14 protein-coding genes, 1 tRNA gene and 2 pseudogenes are annotated in these 14,269 nt (G+C 58.2%); 5 read left to right on the forward strand and 12 right to left on the reverse strand.

Annotation, left to right across the window (positions count from 1 at the left end; all coding sequences use genetic code 11):
- Positions 1-217 precede the first annotated feature (217 nt).
- From UL81_RS09255 to UL81_RS09265, 3 genes are all read right to left on the reverse strand, one after another.
- Positions 218-1,465: a hypothetical protein gene (locus UL81_RS09255; RefSeq protein ID WP_035104309.1), complete on the reverse strand. Its 1,248-nt coding sequence runs from the start codon at positions 1,463-1,465 to the stop codon at positions 218-220.
- Positions 1,438-2,199, reverse strand: a complete 762-nt coding sequence (locus UL81_RS09260) for a hypothetical protein (RefSeq protein ID WP_144407184.1) — start codon at positions 2,197-2,199, stop codon at positions 1,438-1,440. Before UL81_RS09260 ends, UL81_RS09255 begins: the two co-directional genes overlap by 28 nt.
- Positions 2,200-2,295: 96 nt before the next feature.
- A complete protein-coding gene (locus tag UL81_RS09265; RefSeq protein ID WP_035104306.1) occupies positions 2,296-2,925 on the reverse strand; it encodes an ABC transporter ATP-binding protein in 630 nt (209 codons plus the stop codon).
- 350 nt (positions 2,926-3,275) lie between these two features.
- Between UL81_RS09265 and panB the strand changes: the two genes are divergently transcribed.
- Positions 3,276-4,049: a 3-methyl-2-oxobutanoate hydroxymethyltransferase gene (panB, locus tag UL81_RS09270; protein ID WP_236684464.1), complete on the forward strand. Its 774-nt coding sequence runs from the start codon at positions 3,276-3,278 to the stop codon at positions 4,047-4,049.
- Positions 4,050-4,089: 40 nt separating this feature from the next.
- On the opposite strand, the pseudogene panC reads toward panB, so the two are convergent.
- A pseudogene (gene panC, locus UL81_RS09275) lies at positions 4,090-4,855 on the reverse strand (pantoate--beta-alanine ligase).
- 43 nt (positions 4,856-4,898) lie between these two features.
- On the opposite strand from panC, the gene UL81_RS09280 reads away from it, so the two are divergent.
- Entirely contained in the window at positions 4,899-5,243 is a 345-nt protein-coding gene (locus tag UL81_RS09280; protein WP_035104302.1) for a hypothetical protein, read from the forward strand.
- On the opposite strand, the gene UL81_RS09285 is transcribed toward UL81_RS09280, so the two are convergent.
- Complete coding sequence (locus UL81_RS09285) at positions 5,231-6,064, reverse strand: MBL fold metallo-hydrolase (RefSeq protein ID WP_046453519.1); 834 nt, start codon at positions 6,062-6,064, stop codon at positions 5,231-5,233. The genes UL81_RS09280 and UL81_RS09285 overlap by 13 nt on opposite strands.
- A gap of 121 nt (positions 6,065-6,185) precedes the next feature.
- On the opposite strand from UL81_RS09285, the pseudogene UL81_RS09290 reads away from it, so the two are divergent.
- Positions 6,186-6,989 (forward strand): annotated as a pseudogene (locus UL81_RS09290) (DUF1906 domain-containing protein); the annotation flags it as partial.
- Positions 6,990-7,008: 19 nt separating this feature from the next.
- Here UL81_RS09290 and UL81_RS12225 read toward each other — a convergent pair.
- Positions 7,009-7,611 (reverse strand): IS5 family transposase, encoded by a 603-nt coding sequence (locus UL81_RS12225; RefSeq protein WP_082099206.1) that lies wholly within the window; start codon positions 7,609-7,611, stop codon positions 7,009-7,011.
- The gene (locus UL81_RS12230; RefSeq protein WP_046453520.1) at positions 7,520-7,939 is read right to left on the reverse strand and encodes an IS5 family transposase; all 420 of its coding nucleotides are present in this window, start codon (positions 7,937-7,939) and stop codon (positions 7,520-7,522) included. Before UL81_RS12230 ends, UL81_RS12225 begins: the two co-directional genes overlap by 92 nt.
- An 82-nt stretch (positions 7,940-8,021) precedes the next feature.
- Between UL81_RS12230 and UL81_RS09305 the strand changes: the two genes are divergently transcribed.
- Together UL81_RS09305 and UL81_RS09310 are read left to right on the forward strand one after the other, a co-directional pair.
- Positions 8,022-8,609 carry a hypothetical protein gene (locus UL81_RS09305; RefSeq protein WP_144407185.1) on the forward strand — a complete coding sequence of 196 codons (588 nt, stop codon included), beginning with the start codon at positions 8,022-8,024 and terminating at the stop codon, positions 8,607-8,609.
- Between the two features lie 171 nt (positions 8,610-8,780).
- A complete protein-coding gene (locus tag UL81_RS09310) occupies positions 8,781-9,569 on the forward strand; it encodes a hypothetical protein (RefSeq protein WP_144407186.1) in 789 nt (262 codons plus the stop codon).
- Positions 9,570-9,574: 5 nt separating this feature from the next.
- On the opposite strand, the gene UL81_RS09315 is transcribed toward UL81_RS09310, so the two are convergent.
- The 5 genes from UL81_RS09315 to pgm all read right to left on the reverse strand — a co-directional run bounded on the left by UL81_RS09315 (position 9,575) and on the right by pgm (position 14,187).
- On the reverse strand, positions 9,575-10,828 hold the full coding sequence (locus UL81_RS09315) for a tyrosine-type recombinase/integrase (protein ID WP_035105504.1): 1,254 nt from the start codon (positions 10,826-10,828) through the stop codon (positions 9,575-9,577).
- 209 nt (positions 10,829-11,037) lie between these two features.
- Positions 11,038-11,110: transfer RNA gene (locus tag UL81_RS09320), tRNA-Ala, on the reverse strand.
- Positions 11,111-11,255: 145 nt separating this feature from the next.
- Complete coding sequence (locus UL81_RS09325) at positions 11,256-12,035, reverse strand: DsbA family protein (protein WP_035105505.1); 780 nt, start codon at positions 12,033-12,035, stop codon at positions 11,256-11,258.
- A 67-nt stretch (positions 12,036-12,102) separates the two neighbouring features.
- Positions 12,103-12,561 carry a MauE/DoxX family redox-associated membrane protein gene (locus UL81_RS09330; protein WP_035105506.1) on the reverse strand — a complete coding sequence of 153 codons (459 nt, stop codon included), beginning with the start codon at positions 12,559-12,561 and terminating at the stop codon, positions 12,103-12,105.
- A 15-nt stretch (positions 12,562-12,576) separates the two neighbouring features.
- A complete protein-coding gene (gene pgm / locus UL81_RS09335) occupies positions 12,577-14,187 on the reverse strand; it encodes a phosphoglucomutase (alpha-D-glucose-1,6-bisphosphate-dependent) (protein ID WP_035105507.1) in 1,611 nt (536 codons plus the stop codon).
- Between the last annotated feature and the right edge of the window lie 82 nt (positions 14,188-14,269).

A 14,269-nucleotide genomic window follows, 5' to 3' on the forward strand; every position in this document is an offset into this window, starting at 1 on the left:
CGAACACACAGTTAAGGGTGGTTTTAAACAAACATGACGCTATTAACTTGTAAACCATTGCGGAGAACTTTAGAAAAGCCCCATTTTTGTGAAGCGTGGACGCTGGTCTCTACCCCTACAGGGGCGGCTGATCAATTGCTGGGAATACTCCCAAGAACAGGCCTCGAGACGAACCGAAAACAAACGTCTCTGCCACGGCTTTAGCGAGGTATCACCCTCACTCCCCACCAGATTTCACTCGAGCAAGCTGCAGCTCAGTTACGCACGGAACCGCCGCGAGGAAGAGGATAAGTACGAGCAGTAGAGACGGGGTGAGCGCATCCTGAGGTTCCAGACTAGAAACGGACGCGATAGCCGCTGCGAACACTGTTCCTGCCGCACATCCCAGAACAACGAACGGGAGGGTCAACGCGGTCGTTTCCACTCTCAGTAGGTTCTTCGCAGCTGTGATTTCCACGCCTCTCAAGAGCAGAACCTCCATCAATTTCAAGCGGTCGCGTATGGCGGCCACGACAATTCCCGTGATCGCCGCTAGCCCGAAGGCGACGATGCTGATATTGAGAAACAGAGCGAGCCTGCCGTATCCTGAGGACATCTCCGAAGCGTGGTTGTCAATCCTTTCTTGGGACGTGAACCCCACACCGGTTTCCCTCATGATCTCCACCAGCGCATCAACCGGCACCACCGAAGAATCGGCGTACACGAATTGCCCCTCGGTGGTTAGCTGAGGAACGCTACCGGTGATGAGAATTTCGGTGAGTCCCGGAACCACCACCACCGGCAACGCAGGCAAAGGAATTTCACGATCAGCTAGCAGATCAACCGACCTATCGAGCACTGGGACGACTAGGCGCTCCTTGAACGTAGCATCCGCATATTTTTCCGGCACGAGAATCGCCTCTCTCGGCGTGGCCGGACACTGTGGGTCGTCCGCAGAAATCTCCGCGTAGTCCTCGCACGTCATGACAAAGGCTTCGGGACGGTTTCCGCCGTCCGCTATGAGACGTCCCTTGCTGGCGGTACCGACACCGGTAGTGCTCCTAATAGCCTCCGAATCCGCCAATTTGATGTCCCTGCTGGTACTTCCCGTGTACATTCCGGGTTTCCAGTAGCTTAGTCCGCTCGAAGCCTGGCCGATCCCTGCACTCGCGAGACCGACTGACACCGTGGAAATGACACAGACGCAAAATAGTAGTACCACGCTGAGTCCGATCGAACGGGCATGATGCGTCAACGAAGACCCAATCAGAACACCTGTAATGCGCCCGGCAAAGGCTCGTTTGTAGAGCCACCCCGCGGCGACAGCAAACATCGGGGCAGTGACGACCAATCCGACGATCAACGGCAGGAGTGAGAGAGGCACTAACAGCGGTATCGAAAGAATCTCGGATGAGAGCGCCATCCCTAATGAGATCACCACTGATAAGGGAAGCGCTGCTAACCGCCATTTCGACAACTTATCCACCGATTCTCATCCTTCTCAGGTAAGTCGCCCCACAGAGCGCAAGGGTAATGAATAGCCCAAAAAATGAGGGATCCGGCTAGTCCGGCGGCTGCGTCCTGCGCCAGGAAACCCCTACCCTGCCACGACACCGTCACGAAGATCAGGCTCAAAACCACGAGAAACGGAATCGAGACGATGTAACCGGCAAGCAGTCCGGCAAGAGGTGCAGCGCTAACCAACAGCGCGCTCCGGTGCCGTGCCACCCCACGCATGGAGAGGAAGTTCATGGGCTGACGCCACCGTTCATCAAAGACCTTGGAGATGTTCCAAAAACACACCAGGCTGGGAACACTCACGACAATCAGATAAACAAGGAAAATGTAGAATGTGGTGTAGTCAATACCCAGTACCTTTGTACCCCCTATGTTTCCCGATGCCTGAGGATTGACGAAGGGTTCTTGTGCAATCTCGACTACTTTGACGATCGTTGCGTCCTCAATTGCACCGGGCCTCAGCTCGGCATCGCAGTCCAGTGCGCGGGCATATTCCGCAAAGTCGGCCGGTGCTTGCGCACCAATCCCGACTGCGCAGGTGAAAACATCACGCTTTCCTCCCCGCAAAGGGACTTTCGTTACCGCGTCGGGAGACACAGTGGTCAATTCGAAAATCCCCTCGCCGTTCGCAATCGAGTTCGTTACCAGCCCCTCCGCCGAGGAGGAGGACCACTGTGTCCTGTGGTTGGTACTGACAATCATCGACAAGCCTACGAGGGGCAGGACGAGGACGAGGACGAGCGCAAGGGCGAAAACCATTGACAAGTGCTTCGCTCTTGTTCCGTGCAGCAAGTTTTCTTAGATACATTTCTTACCCATACGTACGTTGCGGTTCGCTATACATGTCACGCGGGAATCGTGGGTAACTATTACGACCGGGACAGCGAAGTTGTGAGCAAGTTCGGTAAATAACTCCAGAACGTCCGCGGCGGATTCATCATCCAAGCTCGAGGTTGGCTCATCAGCCGCGATAAGTGAGGGATTGTTTGCCAGAGCGCAGGCGACGCTAATTCGCTGACGCTCACCGCCGGAGAGCGAACCCGGATACCGTTTTGCATGTTTTGCCATCCCGAGTTGACCCAGGATCTCCTCGGCTTTGTGCCTGCTGTCCCTGCCATTGGTGCCGGACATTTCCGCTATGAGTTGGAAGTTTTCGGCGCACGTTAAATCCTCCAGAAGCTGGCTTGCCTGATCCACGACACCGATGTTGTGGAGCCGGAATTTTCTCCGGCTCTCGTTATCGCGCTGCGAGTAAGTCTCGCCGTTGAGCCCGATTTCACCGCGATCGGGCTGGGTAATCCCCATGATGCAGCGGAGGAGCGTGGTTTTGCCACTGCCCGACGGTCCGGTAATCGCGGTTATCTCACCCGATTCCGCGACAAAGTCGATACCCTCCACAATCGGATTCCCGGAAAGAGATTTGTGCACATCCGAGACAGTTAGTGCCGCACTGAATTCCTTTAGTCAAACATCAATTGCAAACATTCACGGGCACAGTCACTTCCAGACGGTGCCCACTTTCAGAACCACACGGACCACCCGGCCTACTCGCCTGGAACCAGAGCACGGGCAAGCAGACACGTAATTCACACAGACGTGACAACAGCCGCCAGACAGAACGTTGTCTATAAAAATACCATTGTCTTTACTGCCGCGCAGGTTAAAGAAGCGGAGCAACGGGCGTAAGCGACGACGCCGCACTGGTGCTTGTGGTCTAACCTCGAAGGGGGGGGGGACTGGCTACCTCACCCCCACCAAAAAAAGTCCGGGTTTCGGACTTGAAGGACAAGAAAACCCGACGCGAGCCGTGGGCCATGCTGACCGCCTACGACTATTCCACCGCGAAAGTGTTCGCCGAGGCCGGAATCGAGTGTCTCCTGGCCGGTGACTCAGCCGCGAACGTGGTCTTCGGCTACGAGACCACCAACATGGTCTCCCTCGACGAGATGGCCTACCTCGGTGCTGCGGTCGTGCGCGGCGCCGGCAACGCTCTGGTGGTTGTTGATCTTCCCTTCGGCACCTATGAGGCCAGCGACGAGCAGTGCGTGAAAAGCGCCACTGAGTTGATCCACCGCACCGGGGCACACATGGTCAAGCTCGAGGGCGGCGTGCGCGTCGCCCCGCGGATCCGGGCGCTGAAAAATGCCGGGCTGGCAGTGTGCGCCCACGTCGGGTTCACTCCGCAGTCGGTGGATAACCTGGGCGGGTTTAAGGTGCAGGGCCGTAATGCGGGTGCCGAGGCTCTGCGCGCAGATACCCAGGCCGTCGTCGACGCCGGAGCCGACATGGTGGTCTTCGAGATGGTCCCGGCTGAGCTGGCGGCCGACATCACACGAACCTGCCCCATCCCTACGATCGGCATCGGCGCGGGCGCAGGTACCGATGCCCAAGTGCTGGTGTGGCACGACATGGCCGATCTCCCGGCGGGCGGGCGGCGCCCGAAGTTCGTGCAACAGTTCGGCGCGGCGGGTGCGGAAACCGCGCAGGCGGCCGCCGCCTACAAGCAGGCCGTGCACGAGGGAACGTTCCCTGCGCCGGAGCATTCCTTCTAAACGGTTACTCGCCGATCTCCACTGCCGTGTTGTCGATCAATCAGGTTGTTCCTACCCGGGCAGCAACGAGCAGGCGCGCCGGGCCCCGGTAGCCAGCGGGAATCTCTGTCAGCTCGGGCGTGGTCAGCGCCAGATAGTCAAGATCCACGTCGGGCGAGGCGTCGAGAAGCGCGCGCCTTGGTGATGTCACCCGTGGCCAGGGCGCGGGAGAGCACCTCCGCGGTGCGCGCCTGTTCGGCCGAGAGGTAGCGGTTGCGCGAGGACATCGCCAACCCGGAATCCTCGCGCACGATCGGACAACCGTGCACCCGCACGGGCAGGTTGATGTCCTCGACCATCTGCCGGATCAGCACGAGTTGCTGGTAGTCCTTTTCGCCGAAGTATGCGTCGGTGGCGCGTGTCAGATTGAACAGCTTGGCCACCACCGTGAGCACCCCGGCGAAATGGGTCGGACGCGAGGCACCCTCGAGGATTGTTCCTGCGGTGCCGGGATGGATGGTTGTGCGCGGCCCCTGCGGATATATCGTAGAAACCGACGGGGCGAACACCGCATCGACGCCCTCCGCCTCAAGCAGCTCAATGTCTTCGTCGAGGGTGCGCGGGTAGGCGTCGAGGTCCTCACCGGCCGCGAATTGCAGAGGGTTGACGAAGATACTCACCACCACCGGTCCCCCGGCAGCGCGGGCGGCACGTACCAGTGACACGTGACCGCTGTGCAGGGCGCCCATCGTGGGAACGAGATTGATGCGCGAGGTTGCGCCGAGCACGGCGCTAAGCTCGTCGGCGGTACGCACGAGTACTGTCATAATCTAAAACTTAGCGAAGTATCCCTTAAGGAGGTCAAACAACGTGGAACCGTACACGGTGGATTACGACTGGGCGTGGGGTGGCGCGCACTTCGGCGACCCGGTCACCCTGCGCGCCCACCTCACATTCGCAGATGCCGGCACCGCCCGAAAGGCGACCGAGGCTTTCTTCGCGAACCTCATGGCAGAGAACGGATTTCACGGCAGCGGTGGATGGGCTGCCAAGGAGATCCCCGCCAACTCCACATCCGCGCGAATTATCGACTTTACTGCCGGGGGCGAGGACGTAGCCGACGCCATCTCCTACGCCGCTGAGGATGCCTTCGAGCACTTCAGCACGTATCCGGGGACGGCGATACGCTGGGAGCAGCTGCCCTACAACTCGTGAGTTTCCAGCGCGCGCGGGAAGTGGAGCCGGCAACCGTGATCGGCCGCTTTCTGCGCGAGGAACTTCTGTGATGCTCCCACCCGGTCCGCCGGGAAGGGCAGCGGCTTCAGCGGTGCGCTCAAAGGACGGGTGAAGTTGTCCCAGTGCACCGGGATCACCAGCTCCGGACGTAACGTGGCCACGGTGTTGGCCCAGTAGGCCTGTCTGAAGTGCTCAGATTGCCGTCCGAGTGCACCAATGCCGAAGTAGACCACGTCCGCACGCAAGCCGTCAAGAAAACCAGGACGGTAATTCGCGCTGGGCAGAACCAGGATGGTGCCCTGCGGGTGAGCCACATGGAAGACGAAGCAACCGCCGTCCTTGAATTCGAGGGCGTGGCACGGTGAGGCAATGGCTCGTTTGATCACTCCCGGTGCGATATTGCCCGGGCTGTGCGGCGCCTCGATGACGCTCACCGTGAAATCGCCGACCTGCACGACACTGCCACCCGCGATTTCCGACATCGCGGATTCTTCCAGCCCCTCTCCCCTGCCGTAGTTCAGGGAGGAGCGCGAGCCGTACATCACTCCTCCGAGCCTGCTCACAACCCGCGGCGCATCCATCAGGTGATCGTGGTGCGAGTGGGCGACGAATAAGGCATCGAGCTTTTCGACGCCTCCGCGGCGCAACGCCCAGTCAATGGCTTCGTCGTTCGGGGTAAGTTTCCCCAACGCGAGCTCCTTCACGCTCGGCCGGGAGAGGAAGGCGTCAACGAAAATGTCCGAGATACCGTCCGTGATGTGCACGCTCGACGTGCCGTAGAAAGTGCTCGCAATGCCCATGGGATCTCACCGTACCAGGACAACGGCTCACTACAGCAGTACACTCAAGTAACTGTGGTTTCCTACTACGGGAGGATCACATGTCAGATTCTGCCTTTGACCGACGTCGCTTCCTCAAACTGCGGCCACTGCATCTTTAGCCGCAGTCGTTCTCGGACGGGCACCCACTGCTCAAGCCCAACACGCTCCAATTGGCACCGTCCTCGACTACTCTGCCGGTGCGCCCTCCGGCGCCTCCGTCAAGGCGGCCGGCCATCTTGGAGCGGTGCGCTACGTGTCCCGGCCGCGGCCAGGCGCCGAATGGATGCTCGGCAAACCCGTCTCACTCGCCGAGACGAAAGACTTCAAGGCGCATGGGCTCGCTACGGCTTCGGTCTACCAATTCGGGCGGGCCGAGACCGCCGACTGGCTTGGTGGCGCCGCCTCGGCGGCCATTCATGCTCCGCAAGCGATTGAGTTGCACCGGGCAGCGGGCGGGCCGACGGGACGGCCCATCTACATCGCTATCGATGACAATCCCACCCGCTCGCAGTAAGAGGGCCAGATTCGTCCCTACCTCACGGCGTTCAGCACCGCGCTCACCGTCGCCGGATACGCCACGGGTGTCTACGGCAACTACAACACGCTCCAGTGGGCGATTGAAGACGGAATCGGCTCTTTCTTCTGGATGCACGATTGGGGCTCCGGCGGCCGGCTGCACCCCCGCGCCCAGATCCATCAGGTCGCAGGTCGGCGGACGACAATCGACGGCATCAAGTGCGACGTCAACACCGTCTACGCGACGGACTGGGGTCAGTGGACGCCGGGATCCACCGGTCAGAACGCGGACCCGCTTACGGCGGAGATCCCGCTTGAGCAGCTGATAGCGGAGTCTGCGGAGCTGTCCTCCCAGCTGCCGCAGACCCAGGGGCTTCTGCCCCGCTGATACCCGCCGGCGTATCCGCCTAGGGCGTGTCTCCTAAAACCCTGAGCCAGGTGACCAACGCGCAGACAATCACGGCGCCGCGGTAAACCACCGCGAGTTTGTCGTAGCGCGTAGCCAGCCCACGCCACTGCTTGGCCAGGGAAAACGCCCGCTCGACAACATTGCGACCCTTGTACGCCTCCTCATCAAAGGCCGGCGGGCGCCCGCCCTTGCTGCCTTTGCGCTTGCGTGCCGCGATGCTGTCACGCTTTTCAGGGATGACGGTGACGATTCCGCGCTCACGCAGGTGACTGCGGATCACACCCGTGGCGTAGCCACGGTCAGCCAGTACCGCATCCGGACGGGTCCGCGCCCGCCCCGGGCCCAGTCGCGGAATGTGGATTTCTTCCAACACGGTCTGCAGCATTGCCCCGTCGTTGCGCTGGCCGCCGGTGACCACCAGCGACAGGGGACGACCGTGCCCGTCGACGCCGGCGTGAATCTTGCTGGACAGCCCACCCCTCGACTTGCCGATGGCGTGACCTGCTGGTTCAGTCAGCGCCAGCGGAAGATTCTTGTGATTCGATAGAGCCCCCTGTGTCCTGTTCGGGCCGGGTTGTGTTCGTTGCGTGCTGGTGAGCACGCGTGATCGAGGCGTCGACGGAGACGGTCCAGTCGATTTTTCCTTCCGCGTCGGCCAGGGTCAGCAGGTAGGTCAGGACCCTGTCCCAGGTGCCGTCGGCGGAGTAGCGGCGGTGACGTTTCCACACGGTCTGCCAGGGGCCGAACTCCTCGCGGGGCAGATCTCGCCACGGGATGCCTGTGCGGTAGCGGTAGATGATGCCCTCGACGATGAGCCGGCTGTTGCTAAACGGCCGGCCCCGCCGGCCATCGCTACTGGGCAGGAGGGCCTCGATGATCTCCCATTGGTGGTCAGTCAGAACACGAAACCGACTCTTGGAGTTACTCACCGCTCCAGTATCGGCCCGCCGACCAAACTATTTAGGAGACACGCCCTAACTGAATGCCGGTGAATGGCTTACAACCATCGTTGTGCCATTAGTCTCAGTTACGGCCTTTATCGTTTCTTTAGCAGCACTCTGGATCGCTCGAAAGCAACTAGAAGAGGCCAAGACCGCAAACGGTGGCCGGGGCCTGAGTCTATATGTACGTCCGTTGTCTCGCGAGGATGTATCGCCCGAGGAGGCACTTAACATTGATACTGCGATGGCAGAGTATGAGCATGACTACATTCCTTTCCTACTTACTTTCACGGTGACTGGTCCTGCTAGCTTCTACCAAGTCATTCCGTATACGTGGGGCGAGGATGGATTCAATGAGCTCGTCGGTGAACTTGAGCCAATTGCAAAACTTGACTGTACGGATGGCACAATCGCAACCGTAGCCCTAATCCAGAAGGAGCTCGTCGATTCGATTTGGTTTGGTCTTGCATGGCTGGAACCAAGAGGTGGAGGACTTGCTCCAAGTGCGATTCGCCTAAACCTGAACGACGAGTTCGAAGAATGGCACTGGAGAAACTATCATCTCTCCAAACTTCCGGGTGTGCGTGAAGGGTACTGGAAGAAGAGAGAGTTTCGTCAAGTAAATGTTGGACCGCTCACTCAACCTAAGGATATGTAGTCGTCAAAAGATGTGGCACGCATTGACTGGGATAATTCTCGTGAACGGCTTTGATTCGCTTTTAGAGTAATCAATCATGATTTCCTACCGCGCAATTCTTGTTTTCAAATTGGAAAATCATACGGAATTACCGTCATGACATGCGTTTTTATGGCCGGTACGATCGTTCGTATGACAAAGGATACGAACAATGTAAAAGTGGATCTAACAGATCCATGGGATCGCTTTCAAAAAGGAACCGGCCGGCTCCAAGTCATCCGTACACACGAAATCTGGGACGGAGACATGGTGGCCGATGTACTGAATTTCGAGCGGGATGAGCAAGGCGTGGTCACGGTTAATCGCACCGGGCTGCTTGGAGGCGATGAGTGGCATGCAACTGCTGAGGACATGCGCCGCGTGGGAGAAGATAAATTCATCGCCATGATCCGAGGCGATGGACGGATTGGACCTCTCACGGGAACTATCTCCAAGGCGAAGTTTTTCCCCGAGGAAGATACAACTGAACCTTCTGAGCTCAAAGGTGAGGTGGTGAATCTTAGTAGATGCGCAGTCAGTTTTCCACAACAACATCTCTCCGGTGCCATGAAACAAGCTCGGAGTCGACAGCACTGGTTGGCTTTCGAAACCGCTGACAAAGAGGGAATTGAGAGCGTCGTCTATGTTCCACCTGCTCGTCGAATGCTGGCGCAGTTTTACTTTGACGGCCGGCTTAGCCGATTCCAGCGCCTGATTGAGTTCAGGCCAATGGAGATGGGGCTAGGCATACGTGTCACTGCACAGGACGATGATGACATTGTGCGTTCGGAGCCATTTCGTTCAGTACTTAACCTCAGGCTCCTCACACCACAGGAGGTCGAAGACGAGTTCTCGTTGAGAGAGAAATTTACTGCTGAAATTGGCGACTTGGAGTCAGAACAACGTTATTTGAAGCAGATGTCCGATTCCACGAGTAATTAGGAGTTCTACGCAGGGGCGAGAGTGTCACTCACAGCAAGCATGAGGCTGGTCACTCTCGCCGCTCTTGCTTTCATGTAGACGTCGAGGATGGTGTCAAGGTCTCGCTGACCCAAAGGCTTGCCAATTTCTTTAGGGGTCGCGCCAACTTCAGCAAGACGAGTGATACACCAACGCCTGCCACTGTGCGGGCCAATCTCTTTACTTACCCCTGTAGCGTCCTTGACGCGTCCTAGGACGCTTCTGTACGAGGTGTCCATGATAACCTCCCCCGTGCCCGTGGTGGTCAACAGACGGACGGTTTTATCCCCCTCCGCAGTATGCACCGTAGTCGTTCCATGTGGCAGATGTTTTCGGAGATGCTCCTCGACCAAATACGAGTGCTTTTCTATGATCGGCACTTCTCTGTACCCAGCGGCTGTCTTAGGTGCTTGAAAATTCATGTAGCAACCATCAGACCCACTGAGACGCTGAGCATTTTGCTCGACAATCACGACATAACGCGGCCGCATCGGCACAGGTGTATCTGGATCAATACGTATGTGACGCTGCTCGAGAGCAAAAGCTTCGCCGATACGGAGTCCATGAAAGAAAATCAGAGAAGTGAGCAGCTTCCAGTCCTCACGCATCCCCTCTAGGATCTTCTGAAGCTCCTCGTCCGATGGCAGGTATTTGTCGCTTTTTGGGACTCTTTTGCTTACCCCGACTATGCGGATTGGGTTCTCAGCGATCATCCCGCGATTCACCGCTTCCGCGAAGGCAGCACGCAGCCTCACGTAGCTCTTCCGGTTGGTCTCAGGTGTGTCATAACCGTCGCAAATGCCATCCCACCACAGATGAGCGTCCGTTTTGGTGACTTGGGATATTGGCATATCCGCTAAGCGTGTGACTCGTGGGTCTAGTGCACCTGAACCGCGAGGAGCCAGGATTCTGTTAGTGGTCACTCTGATGTATTGCTGAATTGTCGACTCGATGACATTGTGTGGCGGCCTCTGGATGATGCGATGATACTCATCTAGCCATTGGCGAACGGTGATCGATTCTGCCTCGGCTTTAATTCGACGTTCCTCAGGGGCCACCCACACCCCTAGCTCTATCGCGCGATGCTCCGCCGCCAGCCATGCTTCCGCGTCCATCCGCGTGGTAAATCCGCCTGCAGGCTTATGCCGCGTCTTCAGAATATCTTCGGGATGGATATAGCTTGGATAGTACTTCTTTCCCTTCTTCTGAATCTTCCCCCAACTGCGGCGGGTTCCTGCCATTCGAATCTCCTAACATCTAACTGCGGTTGATGATGGGAGAGCATACCGGCCTTGTGCGCTCTAGTCGGGAAAATTGTTCCCCTTACATTCCCCTTATTCAGTCAACTCCGGTCAACTTCAGTGAGGAAAACTGATACATAAAAAGTGTATCTACCAGCAGAAATAAAAAGAAACCGCAGGTCGTTGATTACCTGCGGTTTCTCTATCCGTGGAGCTAACGGGATTCGAACCCGTGACCCCCACACTGCCAGTGTGGTGCGCTACCAACTGCGCCATAGCCCCGTGGGAAAGGTTTATCTTTCCGACATGAGAAATTTACCCCGTTGCTTATGTTGATTACAAATCGCCAGCTCAATACAGATAAACACCGGCGATCAGCTGTTTGTGCTGAACGCCGGTGTTGGAGGTTTATGTGGGTTGTTTGGCTTTAGCCTTCAACGACCTGGGTAACCCAGTCCCAGTCAGCCAGGGAGCCACCGCTCGGGTTCGGCAGGTCCTCGCCGTCCTGGATGATGCGCGGGGAGGAGACCTCACCGGTTTCATCCTTCAGGTGCTTAGCGTTGGAACGGCCAACCTGGTTGCCCTCAGCAACGTCCAGGTTGCGGATGGTGTCGACCAGCTCGCCATCAGCGCCCAGGGTGTCAGCGGCATCAGCGAAGTCGTCGAACTCCCAGCCAGCGACGTTTTGCTGGTTGTGCATCAGGTAGTCGCGCAGGTTCCAGTAGGTGTAAGCATCGCCAGCAGAGGCGATCTCAGTGAGAACTGCAGCGGTCTTGGTGGAGTGGCCTTCCACCTGAGCTGCTTCGTCCTCGATGTACTCGTTGAGGTCCTGGCCGCCTAAGTCCAGGAAGTTCAGGGTGCGCACGTTGACCACCAGGTCACCGTCTTCGACAGCCTGCTTCATTTCAGCATCGCTGCCTTCGGCCAGCTCAGCGCAGTGCGGGCAGGAGAAGTCCTCGTAGAGGTCAACTTCGGCAGCATCGTCAGCAGTGTTCGCAGAACGCAGGGTAACGACACCGTCGGTGTATTCAACGTTCAGGTTTACGTCTTCAGCGTTTTCTGCCACAGCCTCAGTGCGGGACTGCTGGCCGCTCCAGACGATGTAGCCGATAACTACAGCGATGATGACCAGCAGGACACCGATACCCCAGATGAAACCGTTGCCACCCTTGGAGTTCGGGTCACTCACTTTGGTCGCTTTACTCATAATTTCGTGTATTCCTAGCTCGTTGTAGGGCCATGACTTCAGCTATCTAGCCTACCGTCACAGCCTGTTAAGGGTGAAGTGCAAACTTAGTGAATGGACGTTTCATGGTCCAGATCATAAGGAAGATGTAGAAGACATCACGTGCCAAGGTCTTGGCGTAGTTCATCGCTTGTGCATCCTGGTTCGGATCCACTTCGAAGCAACCGCAGTCGATGCCCAAACCACGCGCCCACGCCTGGCCGATACCAATCATGAACAGCACCAGCACGCCGGTGCCAACTGCTGCCGATGGCCGCAAGAACAGACCCAGCAGCAACAGCACGCCGCCGATGACTTCCAGCGGGCCAATCAGGTAGGCCAGGTAGTTCGACCACTCGGGAGTAAAAATCTCGTAGGCTTCAATGGTCTTCGTGGTCGACATGTGCTCGCCGAGTTTGGCCCATCCGGCAGAAATCCAGATGTAGGCCATGTAAAAACGGGCGAAGGCACTAATGACATCGAGGACGGTGGTTTTCGTGATCTTCACGCGTTTAGTTTAACCCTAAACCTCTAATACATAGGAGACGAGGGCCTGTGCTTCTGCTTGGACCTTCCTGAGATGTTCCTCACCGTTAAAGGACTCCGCATAGATCTTGTACTTGTCCTCAGTGCCGGATGGGCGCGCGGCGAACCAGGCGTTTTCGGTAACAACCTTGAGACCACCGATAGTGGCATCGTTGCCCGGCGCGCGGGTCAAGGTTGCTTCGATCTTCTCCCCCGCCAGTTCGGTGGTGTCGATCTGCTCGGGGCTTAAGTTTTTCAAGATGGCTTTTTGCTCACGATTGGCAGGAGCGTCAGTGCGTGCATAAAAAGGGGCACCATATTCCTTGGCCAGCTCGGCGTAGCGCTGCGACGGGGTCTTGCCGCTGACGGCGAGAATCTCCGAGGCAATCAGGTCCATGATGATGCCGTCTTTGTCAGTAGTCCACACGGTGCCGTCCTTGCGCAGGAAGGATGCGCCGGCAGATTCCTCGCCACCAAAGCCGATGCTGCCATCGAGCAGGCCTGGCACGAACCACTTAAAGCCCACCGGAACCTCAACGAGCTTGCGGTCTAATGCGCCGACCACGCGGTCAATCATCGACGAAGACACCAGGGTCTTGCCTACACCGGCATTGCCCCAGTTCGGACGGTTGGCAAAGAGGTAGTCAATGGCCACGGCCAGGAAGTGGTTCGGGTTCATCAGGCCCGCATCCGGCGTGACGATGCCGTGGCGATCCGAATCCGCATCATTACCGGTAGCGATGTCGTATTTCTCACGACCGGCAACCAGCGACGCCATCGCATTTGGCGAGGAGCAATCCATGCGGATCTCGCCGTCGGTGTCCAGCGTCATGAAGCGGAAGGTGGCGTCGACCTCCGGATTCACGACTTCCAGGTTGAGCTTGTAGCGATCCGCGATGGCCTGCCAATAATCGACGGCTGCACCGCCCATGGGGTCGGCGCCGATGCGGACATCGGAAAGCGCTTGCATATCGACCACACTGTCCAGGTCGCCGACATAGTGCTCCAGGAAGTCATGGCTGGTGCAGCGCTCATCGGTCACACCGTCAACGCTGGTGCGGGCCACGCCCTTAAGCTCAGCGCGCAGGTAGTCGTTGGCGGTATTGGCAATCCAGTCGGTGGCCTCAGCATCGGCGGGACCACCACTGGGCGGGTTGTACTTGAAGCCACCATCGCGCGGCGGGTTATGCGATGGGGTGACCACGATGCCATCGGAACCAGAATGGGTCAGGATGGCATGCGATACAGCCGGGGTCGGGGTGTAGCGGCCGGCGGCATCGACGCGGACGTCGACGTCGTTAGCCAGCAGCACCTCGAGCGCACTGATCATGGCCGGCTCCGACAGGGCGTGGGTATCGCGGCCGATAAACAGTGGGCCGGTGATGTTTTGGGAACGGCGGTAGTCCACGATCGCCTGGGTGGTAGCCCAGATGTGGTCCTCGTTGAAGGTGCGCTGCAGAGAGCTGCCACGGTGCCCGGAGGTACCAAAGGTCACCTGCTGGCCCGGGTCCTCCACATCCGGGTGAAGCGTGTAGTAGGCGCTGACAAGCTGTGCAATGTCGATGAGGTCGCCGGCTTGCGCAAGCTGACCCGCACGGGGGTGAGACACTGGGGATGCTCCTTCGGGGGAATCAGGACGGGTACAACTCTAGTTTGCCCGCTTTCGGGTCTACGCGCAGTCCAGTTGCCCC

It is taken from the genome of Corynebacterium camporealensis, from assembly GCF_000980815.1.
In the GTDB taxonomy this organism is placed as follows: domain Bacteria; phylum Actinomycetota; class Actinomycetes; order Mycobacteriales; family Mycobacteriaceae; genus Corynebacterium; species Corynebacterium camporealense.

Coding starts and splice junctions, on each gene's coding strand:
- UL81_RS09325 (WP_035105505.1), bottom strand. CDS start 12,035: ATGAGTAAAGCGACCAAAGTGAGTGACCCGAACTCCAAGGGTGGCAAC.
- UL81_RS09310 (WP_144407186.1), top strand. CDS start 8,781: ATGACAAAGGATACGAACAATGTAAAAGTGGATCTAACAGATCCATGG.
- UL81_RS09260 (WP_144407184.1), bottom strand. CDS start 2,199: ATGATTGTCAGTACCAACCACAGGACACAGTGGTCCTCCTCCTCGGCG.
- UL81_RS09285 (WP_046453519.1), bottom strand. CDS start 6,064: ATGGGCATTGCGAGCACTTTCTACGGCACGTCGAGCGTGCACATCACG.
- UL81_RS09315 (WP_035105504.1), bottom strand. CDS start 10,828: ATGGCAGGAACCCGCCGCAGTTGGGGGAAGATTCAGAAGAAGGGAAAG.